Below are 14,790 nucleotides of genomic sequence, written 5' to 3'. Positions count from 1 at the left end.
GAGGAGCACAACATGAAGAAAATCATTAACCAGCCCGATGTCTTCGTCGATGAAATCATCGAGGCTTTGCTTATCGCTCATCCCGCGTGGATCAAGAGCGCGACGGACGACAAACGCGCGCTCGTGCGCAAGGACGCGCCCAAGGAAGGCAGAGTGGGAATCGTGACAGGCGGCGGCTCGGGACATTTGCCCGGCTTTCTCGGGTACGTCGGCGTGGGGCTTTGCAGTGGCGTGGCCGTGGGCAACGTGTTTTCATCGCCCTCGGCGGAACAGATATTCGAAGCGACCAAGGCAGTGGATGGCGGCGCGGGCGTGCTTTACGTATACGGCAACTATGGCGGCGACGTCCTGAATTTCGACCTTGCCGCCGACTTGGCCGAACCCGAAGGCATCGACATCAAGACAGTGGTGTTGACCGACGATGTAGCATCCGCGCCGAAGGAACGTGCGGCCGACAGGCGCGGCGTCGCGGGCATGTTGTTCGCGTTCAAATGCGCGGGCGCCGCCGCTGAACGCGGCGATTCGCTCGATGAGGTCACGCGCATTTGCGCCAAGGCGAATGCCCATTGCCGGACCATGGGCGTGGGCCTCTCGCCGACGATACTTCCCGCGGCAGGCAAGCCGACCTTCACATTGCCCGATGGCGAGATGGAAATCGGTATCGGCATTCATGGCGAACCGGGAACGCATCGCGGCAAGCTCGAAACGGCCGATGCCATCGCCGAGCGGCTTATCGGTCAGATTCTCGGCGATCTGAACGCGCCTAAGGGATCGAAGCTCGCGATACTCGTGAACGGCCTCGGCGCGACGCCGCTCGAAGAACTGTATTTGCTGTATCGCCGTTCCTCGCAACTCATCGCCGATCAGGGCCTGAAAATAGCGCGCTCGTATGTCGGCGAATACGTAACGAGTCTGGAAATGGCGGGGGCATCGATCACGGTGATGCTGCTCGACGACGAACTCGAAGCGCTGCTCGAAGCGCCCGCGAGTTCGCCATTTTTCCGCGACGGCACCGCATCGTAAGAGGAGTGCGCAATGAGCGTATCGAACCAGGAACTGCGCGCCATCTTGACGCGTGCGCTAAGCGCGCTGCCCGCGCATGCCGACGAGTTACGCGACCTCGACGCCGCTTTGGGCGACGGCGATCTCGGCATCACGGTGCAATCAGGGTCCATTGCCATCGTGAAGGCGCTTGCCGCTTTGAACGATGACGCCTCGCTTACCGACGTATTGTTTGCTGCGGGCAAGGCGTTCTCGACAGCGAATCCATCTACGTTTGCAGCGCTCGTCGGCGGCGGCTTGCTCGCGGCAGGCAAGGAGATGAACGGCAAGGACACGGTGAGCCGCGACGAGGCGCTTGGCATCGGACGCGCGGTGGCTGCGCGCATCATCGAACGTGGCAAGAGTCAGGTCGGCGACAAGACCGTGCTCGATGCACTCGTGCCGAGTCTCGATACGCTCGAAGCATCGCAAGGCAGCGCGACTGAGTTGCTCGATGCCATGATCGCGACTGCGCAAGCGCAGGTAACGGCTACGGCCTCGAAGCAATCGCAAAAGGGGCGCGCGGCATGGGTGCAAGAACGCAGCATCGGCCACGCTGACCCTGGTGCGACCGCTTATGTGCGCTTTTTGCAGGCCTTGCGCGAAGCGGTCGCCAGTTGAATCAATCCAGCGTGATGCCGTCGAAACGATGGCCTCCAAGCGGACTGATCAGATAACCGTGCACGCGCTTCGAGATCGGCTGAAACGTATTGGCGTGCGCAAGCGGTGTGTACGGCACCTGATCCTTGAAGACGACTTGCGCTTCTTCATAAAGCTTCGTGCGCGCGCTTTGATCTGTTATGAGGCGCGCCTTAGCCAAGAGATCGTCGAACTGCTTGTTGCACCATTTCGCCATGTTGCTGCCATGCACGGCATCGCAGCCCAGCGTGGTGCCGAGCCAGTTGTCGGGGTCGCCGTTATCGCCTAGCCAGCCGTAGAGAATGGCGTCGTGCTCGCCATTGGTCTTTGCGCGCTTGTTATATTCGGCCCATTCGTAGCTGACGATATTCGCCTTTACGCCGATCTTCGCCCAATCCGATTGAATCAGTTGCGCCATCAGTCGCGCGTTTGGGTTATAGCCGCGCTGCACGGGCATGGCCCATAGCGTAATGGTGAAGCCATCGGGAAAGCCCGCTTGCTTCAACAACTCGCGCGCCTTCGCGGGATCGTGCGGTGCGTCTTTCAGCGCCTTGTTATACGACCATTGCGAAGGCGGCATTGGGTTCGTGGCCAGCGTGGCCGCGCCTTCGTAGACGGTCTTGATGATCGCCTGCTTGTCGATCGCCATGTCCAGCGCGCGGCGCACCGTCACGTTGTCGAGCGGCTTGTGCGTCGTGTTGTAGCCGACATAGGCAACGTTGAAGCCCACGCCCAACAACACCGTGAGCTTCGGATTTTTTTTCGCCTCGACGATATCGGCAGGGCGCGCGAACGAGGTGAGTTGGCACTCGCCGCTCGCGAGCTTTTGTTCGCGCACGGCGGCATCGGGCGTGATCGAGAAGACGAGCTTGTCGATATGCACGTCCTTGCGATTCCAATAGCTTGGGTTCGCGTCGTAACGAATGGTCGCGTCCTTTTGATAATCGCGGAACACGAAAGCGCCGGTGCCGACAGGCTTCTGATTCATGTCCTCCGGCCGGCCTTCCTTGAGCAATTGCGCGGCATATTCGGCGGAAAGAATAGACGCGAACTCCATGGCGATGTTGCGCACGAAAACGACATCGGCCGTCTTTAGTGTGAAGCGCACGGTGTTGTCGTCGAGCTTCTCGACCGATGCGATGTTCTTGTCGTAGCCGAGATCGGTCAAATACGGAAAGCTCACCGGGTGCGCCTTCTGGAACGGGTCGTTCGGGTCGATCATGCGTTTGAACGTGAAGACTACATCGTCGGCGTTGAAATCACGCGTGGGCTTGAACCACGATGTCGACTGGAATTTCACGCCGCGTCGTAGATGGAAGGTGAAGGTCTTGGCATCGGACGACTCGTCCCACTTTTCGGCGAGGCCCGGTGTAAGGTCGAGCGTGCCGCGTTTGAATTCGACCAACGTGTCGTAGACGGCGTGCGCGCTGGCGTCGAAGTCGGTGCTGGTGGTGAACTGGGCGGCATCGAATCCGGCGGGGCTGCCTTCGGAACAGAAGACGAGGGTCTTGCTTTGAGCCGATGCGGTCTGAGGCGTGGCGGTGAAGGCGGCGAGAAGGGAGACGGCAAAACCGCACAGGGCGCGTGCGCTTCTTCGAGTCGGAGCTTTAACCATTGTGCCTCGCTGGGATGGAGATGAGTGGATGAGGCGTACTTTAGCAAGGGATTGGCTTCTGAGTCGTCGAGCGTAATTGCGTGACGCGCTGATCGGGAAGTGGGGTCGCTGCTCGGATTTATAGCCGAGCGTCCAACATAATAGAACTAATGTCTAATAGCGACCGACGAGGGATCACATTTTTATCGTTTTACGTTGTAGAACGTGAGTGAATTATCTTGTCATCATCGAAGCTTTATCTATTGAAGCAGATGCGGCCTTTGGCGAAGAAACCGTCGCGTCGAACGCAAGCAAGTAAAGCCGACGATGCGCGCCAAGTTAGGCTTACGCATCGGGTGCCGTAAAAAATCAGCGCTTTCGAGAAAACAGGCCTCACGTTTCACGCGAGCCTGCCGTAATCGTGAACATGAACTCAAAAACCTCTCTCCCATTCGCTCCCGGCAGCGCCTTGCACGGGAATACTCAATCCGTCGCTTTAGCTGTCGCCGCGCTGCGAAAGGCGCGAGGCAAGCTCAATCCCGACGACGTCGCAGCAGGCACGCGCGAGTTCGAAGCGCTTGAACTGGATTTCCTGAGGGATATGATCGATTTTCTGAGCGTCGATCCGAACGAGCACTGCTGGTTCGACGATTAAACGCAACGGCCGCTTCCATCTGCGGCCGTTGATTCGTTTCACCGACTGGCGGGCATTGGAATCCGATGGCGAATCTCAAGCCAATGACCGCCGCCTGAGCGCCTCACGCCTCCAACTGCTCCAGCACCTGGCCCTTGGTTTCGATTCCGAGGAAATGCACCGCCAGCGCGGCCAGCAACGGCACCGCGCCGAGCGCATAGAAGGCGAGGTCCATTTGGCCGCCGAGCAGCGTCTTGCCGACGAGCGCCGGCGCGAAGATCGCGGCCACCTTGAGCCATGCGCCGCCAAGTCCGCAGCCGAATGCGCGGATGCTGGTCGGATACAGTTCCGGCGTATAGACATAAGCGGTGATAAAGCCGCACGCCATGAATCCAAGCCCAAGCGCGCAGAACGTCGCGACCACGTAGACGGATTCATGCTGGAACACGCCCGCAAGCACCAGTGAAATCGAGCACAGAACGAACGACCAGTTGATGACCGGCTTGCGCCCAACCTTGTCGACGATCAACGCGCAGGTGAGCGAGCCGATCACGCCGAGCACGGAAGCCGCGACGGCCAGGTTCAACGCGAGTTGCAGCGGTGTGTGATAAACCGTCTTGTAGATGGTAGGCAGCCACGTCGAGAGACCGTACTGAATCACCCCGCACGTCATCCATAACATCGCGACCGCGATGGTGCGTTTTAGATACGCCGGGCCGATCAGATCGAGACGGCGGCGCTTCGGATGGCGCAGCGCCATGGCATCGAATTCGGCGACGTTGCCAAGCGGCGGCAACGGGCCTTTCACCGAGGCCTCGAAGGCGCCGAGCGCATCGCTCGCTTCGCGCATGCGGCCGCGTTCCGAGAGCCAGCGCGGCGATTCCGGCACCAGCGTGCGCAACAGGAAGAACAGCACGAGCGGCACGCCGCCGATGATATACATCGCTTCCCAGCCGAAGCGCGGCACGATCCACGCGCCAAGCCCGTTCGATGCCAATAGTCCGATGGGAAACACGATCTCGTACAACAGCACGAAACGTCCGCGTCCATGCGCACGCGTGATCTCGTTGATGTAGGTCGCCGCCACCGGCAATTCGCCGCCCAATCCCAGCCCCTGCACGATACGCAACGCCACGAACACCGCGAACGAAGGCGCGAAGCCGCACGCGATACTGGTCAGCCCGATGATGCCCGAGCTCCACGCAATGGAACGCACACGCCCGTAACGTTCCGCGAGCGATGGAAACAGGAACGCGCCTACGAGTTGCCCGATCGATCCCGACGCAATCAGAAAGCCCACTTGCCCCGGCGTCAGCCCCCACTTCTGTATCAGAAGCGGCAACGTGGCCGCAATGACGATGACATCGAAGCCATCGAAAAAAGTCGCCGCGCCGATCAGAATCCGGGCGCGCACCTGCATCGCATTGGCGGGCAGCCTCTCGATGCGCGCGATAATCGATCCTTTCGTCACCGGGGAAGCGGCGGCTGCGGCCGCGCCCTCGGCAGTGGTGGCGGTGCCGCCGTGCTCGGCGACCGTATTGCCCATGGTCCTCATGCCTGCTCCTGGGTGATTCGGTAAAGGGGTGATGGTCGTCTCAGGCGAGCGCTTTCGCGGTGTCGGCGAGGGCGGCGAGGTCCACCGCGCGTCCCTGGCTCATCCATTTCTTCGCGACCTTGAGATCGCGCGCCGCGTTGATCGCAATCACGCCGCGCAGCGCGTCGCCATCGAAGAAGAAGAGCGAAGCTCGGCGCGCTTCGAGATCGCCACGTACGACATGTGTGTAGCCGGGCGCGATATCGCCGAGAATCTGCAGATTGACGTCGAATTGATCCGACCAGAACCACGGAATTTCCGCATACGGCGCGCGCACCCCGAGTACGGCGCGTGCCGTGGCAATAGCCTGATTTTGCGCATTGGCCCACGATTCGAGCCGCACGCGACGCTTGAGCCACGCATTTGGATGATTGGCGACATCTCCGCAAGCGAACACGCAAGCGTCCGACGTGGCGCCGAATTCGTCGACGACGATGCCATCGTTCACGTCCAAACCCGCATGTTCGGCAAGCGCCGTGTGCGGATTCAGGCCGATGCCCGCTACCGCAAAATTGGCGTCTAGCGTGCTGCCATCGGCGAGATGCGCGCGCACGCCGCCTGCATGATCGTCCAGCGATACGAGCGATGCATTCAAACGCACGTCGACACCGTTATCGCGATGCAGACGCAACAGAAACGCCGATACCGCTTCGGGCACCGAGCGCGCGCATAGACGCGACGCACCTTCGATCACCGTCACATCGACGCCGAGCTTGCGCGCGGTCGCCGCCACTTCGAGACCGATCCAGCCGCCGCCGATCACGAGCAGGCGCTTGCCATGCGACTCGCGCATACGCGTGCCGAGCGCGACGGCGTCGTCGAGTGTGCGCAAGTAGGCAAGATGCGAGGTCTTCACCAGCGCGTCCGGCAGACGGCGTGCCGCGCCGCCGGTCGCGATCACCAGGCGGTCGTAATGCACTTCGCGGCCGCTCGCCGTCCGCACGACGCGCGCTTCGCGATCGATCGATGCCGCGCATTCCGGCTGCCACGCTTCGACATCGAGCGAAGCGAAGGCATCGTGATCGACGAGACGCACGGTGCTTATGTCCGCATCGCCCGAGAGCACGGCCTTCGAAAGCGGCGGACGCTCGTACGGCAGATGGATTTCATCGGCGATCATCACGAGCCGGCCATCGAAGCCTTCCTTGCGCAAGGTCCTGACGATCCAGCCGGCCGCCTGTCCGCCACCGATGACGACCACGGTGCGTGGCGCGTCGAGCACGTTCGAATCAGCCATTTTTACGCTCCGTCATGAACTTGCCTTCCGGCGCCTTCGCGTCCTTCTGACGGCGCGTGTGGCCGTCCAGCCCGCCATCCACGGCCCATTCGGCGAAGACCGTCGGACCTGGCTCGAAATCGCGCGGCTGCCATTCGGGCGTGAGCATGTCTTCATCGGCGTAATACTCGATGAGACCGCCCGCCGGATTTTTGAAGTACCAAAAGTACGCCGATGAAACCGGATGCCGCCCCGGTCCAAGCTGCGTGGCCCAGCCGCAGCGGCTGATATGCAGGCCGCCGCCGAAGACTTCGTGGATGTCGCGAACGGTGAAGGCGACGTGATTCAGGCCGCGTTTGCCATCGGGCAATTGCAGAAGAAAGATGTCGTGGTGCCCGCCGTGCGGCGCGCAACGCATGAACGCGCCGCGACCCGGGTAACGATCGGAGGTCTCGAAGCCGAGCAGCTCGTGATAGAACTTCTCCTGCTCGGCCACGCAGTTCGTGAAGAACACGACGTGTCCCACTTCCACGGGTTCGGCGCGATCGTAGACGGGGCTCGGTGTATCGACACGCAGCGTCTGTCCCCACACGTTCGAAGGCGAACCCTTCACGTCGAGCGCGCGTTTGGTCGTGACGACCACGCGTATCGACATGCCGTTCGGGTCGATACAGGCGACCGCGTCATCGGTCTCGAAGTGACCCGGCTGACCCGCGAAGCGTGTGCGCAATGCGTCGAGCTCCTCGCGCGTGGCGACGCCCCAGGTCACTTCGCGCAGCGTTGGACCGGCTTCGAAGGCGGGCGGCAACGCGGGGTCGTCGGCGAGCGCGAGTTGCACGGCGCAACCGTTGAGCGTTTCGAAGCGCGCGCGCGTCTCGTCGTGGGCGACTTCGCGCAGACCCCAATCCGCGAAAAAGCGCCGGCAGGTGTCGAGATCGTTCACGCCGTAAGTGATGCTTTCAATGCCAAGGATGGTCATAGCCGCCTCTTCAGTTCTCTTCAGTTCGCCCACGGCAGCGGGGCGTCGTTCAAGCCCCAGTAAAGGCTCTTTTGCTGCATGTATTCGCGCAGGCCCAAATGGCCTTTTTCGCGTCCCATGCCGCTGTCCTTCCAGCCGCCGAATGGCGTCGAAATCGAGAATTGCTTGTAGGTGTTGATCCACACGGTGCCGGTTGCAAGCGTGCGGGCCGTGCGCCACGCGCGCTTGTAGTCGCGCGTCCAGATGCCTGCGGCAAGACCGAACACGCTGTCGTTCGCAGCGCGGATGAGCGCGTCTTCGTCGTCGAAGGGCAGGGCGGCGAGCACCGGGCCGAAGATCTCTTCCTGGCACATGCGCGCGTCGTTGCTCAAACCCTCGATGATCGTCGGCAGATAGAAGAAGCCTTTTTCGCGGCCTTCGCCCGTGGGACGTTCGCCGCCGCACAACACACGGCCGCCTTCGGACTGACCGAGCGCGACGAAGCGTTCCACGGTCTCGCGATGCTGCGCCGTGATGAGCGGACCCATCTGCGTGCTCTCGCGCGTCGGGTCGCCGACACGCAGCTTGCGCGCGCCTTCCACGAGGCGCGCCATGAATTCGCCATATACCTTGCGTTCGACGAACAAGCGCGAACCCGCGATGCACGATTCACCCGACGAACTGAAAATGCCGTATAGCACGCCGTTGACCGCGTGATCGAGGTCCGCATCGGCATAGACGATGGTCGGAGACTTGCCGCCGAGTTCGAGCGATACCGGCATCAACTTCTCCGCCGCGAGTCGCGCGATGCCACGGCCCACTTCGGTGCCGCCCGTGAACGCGACTTTTCTGACGAGCGGATGGCGCACCAGCGCGTCGCCGATCACCGATCCCTTGCCCGGCAACACGCTCACCACGCCGCGCGGCACGCCCGCCTCCTCGCAGATGCGCGCCAGCGCCAGCGAAGCAAGCGGCGTCACTTCGGCGGGTTTGAGCACGACCGCGTTGCCGGCGGCGAGCGCGGGTGCGAGCTTCTGCGCATCGGAGGCGATGGGCGAATTCCACGGCGTGATCGCGGCGATAACGCCGAGCGGTTCGTGCACGCTCATCGTCAGATAGTCGCCGCGTGGGGGCGTCAGCGCTTCTTCGAGTGTTTCGAGACACGATGCGAAATAGCGGAACGTGCTGGCGGCGCTCGCGACGAGCGCGCGCGTTTCGCTGATCGGCTTGCCGTTGTCGCGGCGCTGCAATTGCGCGAGCGCTTCGTGGCGCGCTTCGATCAGGGCAGCGATGCGATGCAGCACCGCCGCGCGCTGATGCGGCTTGAGGCCGGCCCAGTCGTCGCGGCGCCACGCGCGATCTGCAATCTCCACGGCTTCGAGCGCATCGTCGGCGCTCGCCGTGGTGATCTCCGCGTTGACGGATTGATCGGCCGGATAGATGCTCGCGTAACCGTTGCCGCGGCCTTTGCGCCACTCGCCGCCGAGAAAAATCTCGCCAGACGAAACGATCGAAGTGTCGGGATGATTCATGGTTCTACATGCTCCTCAAATGACGCAGCGTGCAGCGCGATTGCGCAACGCACGAATCGCGCTGAACGCGGTGAGCGCGGACGTCTTGGGATTCGACGGCAGCGGTTTGCCGCACATTTCGAGCGACATCTCGCCGAACGCGCCGCGCGCCACGATGCGATGCACGTTGCGTTCGACTGTCGGATCGGCGATCAGCGTGACGCGCGTGCCATCCAGCCCGAGGCCCGCGAGCGCGATGGTTGCCGCGACGTTCGCGTTCTTCGGATAGAGCCGCGCCGCATCGCGCGCCGTGCCTTCGAAGATCACGGTCTCGACCGTCAGCCCGTGCAGGTCGCAGACGCCTTCGGCGGGCGTGCCGAGCCAGCCGAGCGGCGGCTTGCGGCCGGTGTATTGCACTTCGTCGAGGCCGCCTTCTTTCGCCGATGCCAGCGCGTCCACACCGCCTATCGCGCCGGAAAGCAGCGTGAGCGTGGCCGCGCCTTCGTCGGCGGCGTGCGAGAGCGCGGCGAGCAGGTTCACGTCGGACAGCGCACCGATGGACGCCACCGCGCAGTCCGTACCCGACCTGAGCAGCGGCACCACGTGATCGACGAGCGCCGCATGGCCCGCGCATTCGAGTGCGAACTCGGGATGATGCGAAAGCGCATCGACATGCGATACGACATCGACGCCGTCACCGAGCAAGGCGCGCACATCGTGGCGATCGCGCTCCGGCACGATCACATGCGAGATGCGCACATGCGGATCGTGATCGAGCGCGCGATACACCGCGCGGCCGATCGCGCCGAAGCCGATCATCGCGACATCGATCGCTTGATGGACATGTCGGGGATCACGCATATTCCGGCTCCTTCGGCTCTTCCTTTTTCACGGGCGGCCCGGCAAACGCGGTCGCGAACGAGCCGACCGAAAGCATGTCCACTTCCACGAGCACGGGACCGTCGATGGCAAGCCCTTCGCGCACGATCTCATCGGCCTGATCGATCGACGTGATGCGGCGATGCGCGAGGCCGAGACTCGCGCAAAACTGCGCAAAATCCGGTTGATGCAGATCGACGAACATGCGCCTACCGCCGTACTGCGCGTCCTGAATGTTGCGGATGACGCCGTAGCACTGGTCGTTCATCAGTACGATCATGACGTTGGCTTTTTCCTGCACGGCGGTGGCGAGTTCGCCTACGTTCACCATCAAACCGCCATCGCCGACGAGCGCGACGGTTTTCTTCGCCGCGCACGAAAGCGCCGCGCCGATGGCCATCTGCATGCCCTGACCGATGCCGCCGCCTAGCGCATGCACGCCCGCGCGCGGGTTGAAAATCTTCAGCAGCCGATTTCCCCACGTGCTGTTCGAGATGGTGACGTCGCGCACCCAGTTGTAGTCGCGGCCTACCGCGCGTTGCAGCGAATCGACCAGACGCTTGTACGGCCCGAGTCCCTTCGATACTTCCGCCACCGCGACTTCCCGCGCGGCGGCAAGATCGCCAGCGAACGTCTGATCGACGCGCAAGCGGCCCTCGAGCAACGTGGCGAGTTCGTCGAGCACGGTGGCGGCATCGCCATGCACGAAGAGTTCGTTGCGGTAACCCCGGTTATCGGCGAGTGCGTCGGCATCGATACGATAGAGCGGCCATGGCAGCGCGAGCTTGTACTTGAGCGTTTCGTTGCCGCGCAGACGCGAGCCGACGACCACGAGCGCGTCGCACGTCTTGTAGAACGCTTCGACGGAAGGATGCACGTTGAACGCGCCGAGCGTGGCCGGATGATCCTCGGGCAACACGCCACGCCCCTGCACGCTCGTGACCACGCCGAAGCCCAGCTTCACCAGACGCTCGACCGCCGCGCGCGCGTGACGCGTGCCGCCGCCAAGCCACAGGAGCGGGCGCTTCGCTTGCGTCAACGCTTCGGCGAGTTGCTGCACGCGCAGAGTGTCGTGCGTGAGCATGCCGACGTGCGGTGCGGCGAGGTTCGCCGGCCATTCGATCTGCGCCGCCTGAATGTCGATGGGAATCTCGACGCTCACCGGACCCGCAGGCGCGGTCAGCGCGACGCGCACGGCTTCGCGGATGGTCGGCAGCGCGGTCTCCACGGTGCGTACACGAAACGCCGCCTTGGAGATGGAATGCAGCATCGCCAATTGGTCCGGCGCTTCGTGGATATACGCGAGGTCCTGGTCGAGATACTCGGTTTCGATCTGACCGGTGATATGCAGCAGCGCGGTGCCCGCCGTCAGCGCTTCGACCATCGCGCCTGCTGCATTGCCCGCCGCCGTGCCGGTCGAGGTGAACGCCACGCCCAGTTCGCCCGACACGCGCGCAAGACCGTCGGCCATGTTGAGCGCGCCGGCTTCCCCGCGTGCGCCGACGTAGCGGATGTTGCCGCGCCGGCCGATGGCGTCGAGGATCGGCATGTTGTGGATCGAGATGACGCCGAACGCCGTGCGCACGCCGCATTGTTCGAGAAACGCGGCGATCAGTTCGCCGACCGTGGTGGTTTTAGACATGTCGGGCAAAGCCTCCAGAAACATCGATATGACTGCCGGTCGTGTAGGACGACAACGGCGAAGCAAGATAAAAGAGCGCTTGCGCGGCTTCTTCGGGAAGACCGAAGCGGCCGAGCGGAATGTTTTTCTTCCGCGCGAGCTCGGCGGTCCATTGCTCCCAGCTCTGACGCGGTTCGGGCTGCGCATCGAGATAGTGTCGATAGCGGCGCTTCCACTGTCCCGATTCCACGATGCCGATGAGGATCGAATTCACGCGGATGCGCTCGGGCGCAAGCTCGGTCGCTAGCGACTTGACGAGACTCAACACGCCCGCACGCGCCGATGACGTCGCGACCATGTGCGCCTCGGGCTGCAGCGCGAGCAGCGAATTCACGCAGACGATCGCGGGCGAGGGCGCATCCTTCAACATCGGCAGGAAAGCGCGCGTCGGACGGATGATGCTGAAGTACTTGAGGTCGAGCTCGTCGCGCCAGGCGTCGTCGGTGGTATCGGCGAAGGTGGACACGCGGCCCTGTCCCGCGTTGTTCACCAGCATGTCGACGCGGCCGAAGCGCTCCATGACGCGCGCCGCGAAAGCGTTCACCTGTTCGGCATCAAGCACGTCGCAGCGGACCGCGAGCAACGGCGTATCGGGGAACTGGCGCTCGAGTTCGGCCTGCGCGGCGTCGAGGCGTTCGCCGTTGCGGCCGCAGATGGCGACTGCCGCGCCCGCGCGCAGGAAGAGTTGCGCCGTCGCGAAGCCGATACCAGACGATCCGCCCGTGATTACCGCAACCTTATCCGTGAGATCGATCTGAATCATTGCAACCCCAGAGACTTCATATAGCGGCTCGACGCGGCGGTCCGCGCGGCCGGACGATAATTCAGACGCATGGAGAGCGCATCGGCGGCTTCGCGGACCCGGTCGATGAGACCGCTTTCGAGCAGCGCGGCATCGATCTCCGGACGCGGGATCGTCGTCGTGATGACGGCAACGATGCGCCCCGTGTCGTTACGCACCGGCGCGGTCACCACCGAAATGCCGCGCTCGAACGATGACTGGCTGGTGGCGAAACCGCGTTCGGCGTCTTCCTTCACGCGTTCGAAGAGTTCCTCGACCGTTTCTGGCGTCGCCTTCGTAAAGCGTTCCAGATGCGGCTCGGGATAAAGCGCGCGTAGCTCGTCGAGCGAAAGATCACCCATCAGCACATGACCGTGCGTGGTCGCATGAGCGGGCAGACGCGTGCCGACATTCACCTTCACCGAGCTGAAGATCGGCGCGTGACTTTGCGCTTTCGCCACGAACACGACATCGCGGCCATCGCGAATCAGGATGTGGCTCGTGAGGCCGGTTGCATCGCGCAAGGCTTCGATCACGGGCAAGCCGAGATCGGTCAATTCGAGCGAGCTGAGGTATTCGAAGCCGAGGCGTAATACGGCCACGCCCAGCCGGTAATTGCGATCCTTGTCCGCGCGCTCCAGAAAACCCAGCGATTCGAGCGTCTGCAAGAGGCGAAACACCGTCGTGCGCGGAATGCCTAGACGCCGCGACAGCTCGGGCGCGCCGAGCACCGGCTCGCGCGGCGAAAACTCCGTGAGAATCTTGAGGCCGCGTTCGAGTCCCGGCACGATGTAAGTCGGTTCGGCTTTGTCGGCGTCGTCTGCGCCGAACGTCTCCGGTTTCATTGTTTGTCCTTCGTCTTTCATGGTCGATCCGCGCTAGTGCAAAACGATTCGATCAGCGCCGTATAAGCGCCGGGCGTTTCGACATAACCTGCGTGGCCCGCGTGCGGCATCACCTGCAAGCTCACGCGTGCCGCTTGCGCGATGCGCTCGCACGCAACCGGCGGCGTGATCGCGTCATGCGCGCCGACGGCCACGGCCACGCGTCCTTCATAACGTGCAACGTCCGCTGCAAGATCCGCGTTGGCGAGCAGATGCGTCGCTTGCGCATAGCCGGCAGGAACGATGCGCGCCATGTTCCAGCGCACCCAGTCGCGCGCGGCATCGTCCGCATCGGGCGACAGCATGTTGGCGCTGCGTTCGCGTGCAAGGCCTTGCGCACCCAGTTCGGCGAGCATCGCCAGACGCGCGTCGCGTTTCTTTTCACGCTCTTCCTTCGATGCCGCGCCATATCCCGCCGCCGGCGATATCAGCAGCAAGCCCGCGACGCGCCCTTGCATGCGCGCTGCAAACGAACCCGCGATGATCGCGCCGAGCGAATGACCGACAAGCACGCAACGCGGGATATCGAGCGCATCGAGCCATGCCGCAAGCGCTTGCGCATAATCCGCCGCATGCGGCTGCGCGCTTGCCACGGGCGTCGATACGCCATAACCCGGCGTGTCCCATGCGAACACACGGCGATGCGCGCCGAGTGCGTCGAGTTGCCTGAGCCACGACGCCGCGCCCGAACCGATACCATGCAGAAGCACCACGGGCAGGGTGCGCAGGTGCGCGGCACCTGCCTTGCGATAACCCGTGACACCATGTGCGGTATGGATACGCGCTTCGGGAAACTGCGCGAGCGCGTCGAGGTAGGTGAGCGTGCGAGCGGTCATGGCGGGTCTCAACGCTTGAGCTTGGCGAGCGGCGAGTCCGGCGGATACGTCGGCGTAATGGGCTTGGCCGCGCCGAGCATCACGCACATGAGCGCGTCTTCCTCGCCGATGTTGATCTCCGTGCGATACACGCCCGGCGGCACCGAAATGAGATCGCGCTCGCCGATCACCGTTTCCCAGGTTTCGCCGTCCTTCTCGCAAACCACTTTCATCTTGCCGCGCAATACGAAGAAGATTTCCTCGACGTCCATGTGGATATGGCTCGGTCCGATGTTGCCGGCGGGAATGACCATCGTCGAGAACGTGAAGCCGCCTGCGGGAACCGTGTTCATGTCCTTGGCGACACCGGTGCCGCCCGTGCCGACATAGCGCATCTGCGCACGGCGATACTTCGGGTCGTAGTCAGCCTGAAACTTAAGCGCGTCCCAGTCGTAGCGCCGCGTGTCGAGGCGCGCGACGCGCGTGGTCATCCATTGATCGAAGCTCGCGCCAGCGGGCTGCTCCCACGATTTGCGTTCGATATCTGCATCGGCCATCGTCAA

14 protein-coding genes are annotated in these 14,790 nt (G+C 63.1%); 3 read left to right on the top strand and 11 right to left on the bottom strand.

Going from position 1 to position 14,790, the window contains the following annotated elements:
* The first annotated feature begins 12 nt into the window (after positions 1-12).
* Positions 13-1,023, top strand: coding sequence for a dihydroxyacetone kinase subunit DhaK (locus NCT04_RS18390; protein WP_250467029.1), 1,011 nt, complete (start codon positions 13-15; stop codon positions 1,021-1,023).
* A 12-nt stretch (positions 1,024-1,035) separates the two neighbouring features.
* Positions 1,036-1,662, top strand: a complete 627-nt coding sequence (locus NCT04_RS18385; protein WP_250467027.1) for a DAK2 domain-containing protein — start codon at positions 1,036-1,038, stop codon at positions 1,660-1,662.
* Position 1,663: 1 nt separating this feature from the next.
* Here NCT04_RS18385 and NCT04_RS18380 read toward each other — a convergent pair whose 3' ends face one another.
* Complete coding sequence (locus NCT04_RS18380; protein WP_250467026.1) at positions 1,664-3,295, bottom strand: ABC transporter substrate-binding protein; 1,632 nt, start codon at positions 3,293-3,295, stop codon at positions 1,664-1,666.
* A gap of 400 nt (positions 3,296-3,695) precedes the next feature.
* Between NCT04_RS18380 and NCT04_RS18375 the strand changes: the two genes are divergently transcribed.
* Positions 3,696-3,929: a hypothetical protein gene (locus tag NCT04_RS18375; protein ID WP_250467024.1), complete on the top strand. Its 234-nt coding sequence runs from the start codon at positions 3,696-3,698 to the stop codon at positions 3,927-3,929.
* A gap of 103 nt (positions 3,930-4,032) precedes the next feature.
* Here the strand turns inward: NCT04_RS18375 and NCT04_RS18370 are convergent, their stop codons facing one another.
* Genes NCT04_RS18370 through NCT04_RS18325 form a run of 10 tightly spaced genes read right to left on the bottom strand, consistent with a single transcriptional unit; the run spans position 4,033 to position 14,784 of the window.
* The gene (locus tag NCT04_RS18370) at positions 4,033-5,463 is read right to left on the bottom strand and encodes an MFS transporter (protein ID WP_502800672.1); all 1,431 of its coding nucleotides are present in this window, start codon (positions 5,461-5,463) and stop codon (positions 4,033-4,035) included.
* Positions 5,464-5,503: 40 nt separating this feature from the next.
* On the bottom strand, positions 5,504-6,739 hold the full coding sequence (locus tag NCT04_RS18365; protein WP_250467022.1) for an NAD(P)/FAD-dependent oxidoreductase: 1,236 nt from the start codon (positions 6,737-6,739) through the stop codon (positions 5,504-5,506).
* Complete coding sequence (locus NCT04_RS18360) at positions 6,732-7,697, bottom strand: VOC family protein (RefSeq protein ID WP_250467020.1); 966 nt, start codon at positions 7,695-7,697, stop codon at positions 6,732-6,734. Before NCT04_RS18360 ends, NCT04_RS18365 begins: the two co-directional genes overlap by 8 nt.
* Before the next feature lie 20 nt (positions 7,698-7,717).
* Positions 7,718-9,208: an aldehyde dehydrogenase gene (locus tag NCT04_RS18355; protein WP_250467019.1), complete on the bottom strand. Its 1,491-nt coding sequence runs from the start codon at positions 9,206-9,208 to the stop codon at positions 7,718-7,720.
* A gap of 15 nt (positions 9,209-9,223) precedes the next feature.
* Complete coding sequence (locus tag NCT04_RS18350; RefSeq protein WP_250467017.1) at positions 9,224-10,048, bottom strand: aspartate dehydrogenase; 825 nt, start codon at positions 10,046-10,048, stop codon at positions 9,224-9,226.
* A complete protein-coding gene (locus NCT04_RS18345; protein ID WP_250467015.1) occupies positions 10,041-11,708 on the bottom strand; it encodes a thiamine pyrophosphate-binding protein in 1,668 nt (555 codons plus the stop codon). Before NCT04_RS18345 ends, NCT04_RS18350 begins: the two co-directional genes overlap by 8 nt.
* The gene (locus NCT04_RS18340) at positions 11,701-12,510 is read right to left on the bottom strand and encodes an SDR family oxidoreductase (RefSeq protein WP_250467013.1); all 810 of its coding nucleotides are present in this window, start codon (positions 12,508-12,510) and stop codon (positions 11,701-11,703) included. The genes NCT04_RS18345 and NCT04_RS18340 overlap by 8 nt, the downstream gene beginning before the upstream one ends.
* Positions 12,507-13,373: an IclR family transcriptional regulator gene (locus NCT04_RS18335; protein ID WP_250467011.1), complete on the bottom strand. Its 867-nt coding sequence runs from the start codon at positions 13,371-13,373 to the stop codon at positions 12,507-12,509. The genes NCT04_RS18340 and NCT04_RS18335 overlap by 4 nt, the downstream gene beginning before the upstream one ends.
* Positions 13,374-13,390: 17 nt before the next feature.
* Positions 13,391-14,248 carry an alpha/beta fold hydrolase gene (locus tag NCT04_RS18330; RefSeq protein WP_250467009.1) on the bottom strand — a complete coding sequence of 286 codons (858 nt, stop codon included), beginning with the start codon at positions 14,246-14,248 and terminating at the stop codon, positions 13,391-13,393.
* 8 nt (positions 14,249-14,256) lie between these two features.
* A complete protein-coding gene (locus NCT04_RS18325) occupies positions 14,257-14,784 on the bottom strand; it encodes a cupin domain-containing protein (protein WP_250467008.1) in 528 nt (175 codons plus the stop codon).
* Positions 14,785-14,790: the final 6 nt, after the last annotated feature.

Source organism: Caballeronia sp. GAFFF2 (assembly GCF_023631485.1).
GTDB lineage: Bacteria > Pseudomonadota > Gammaproteobacteria > Burkholderiales > Burkholderiaceae > Caballeronia.
The sequence above is the reverse complement of the archived record's forward strand: the minus strand, read 5'-3'. Positions and strand labels throughout refer to the sequence as shown.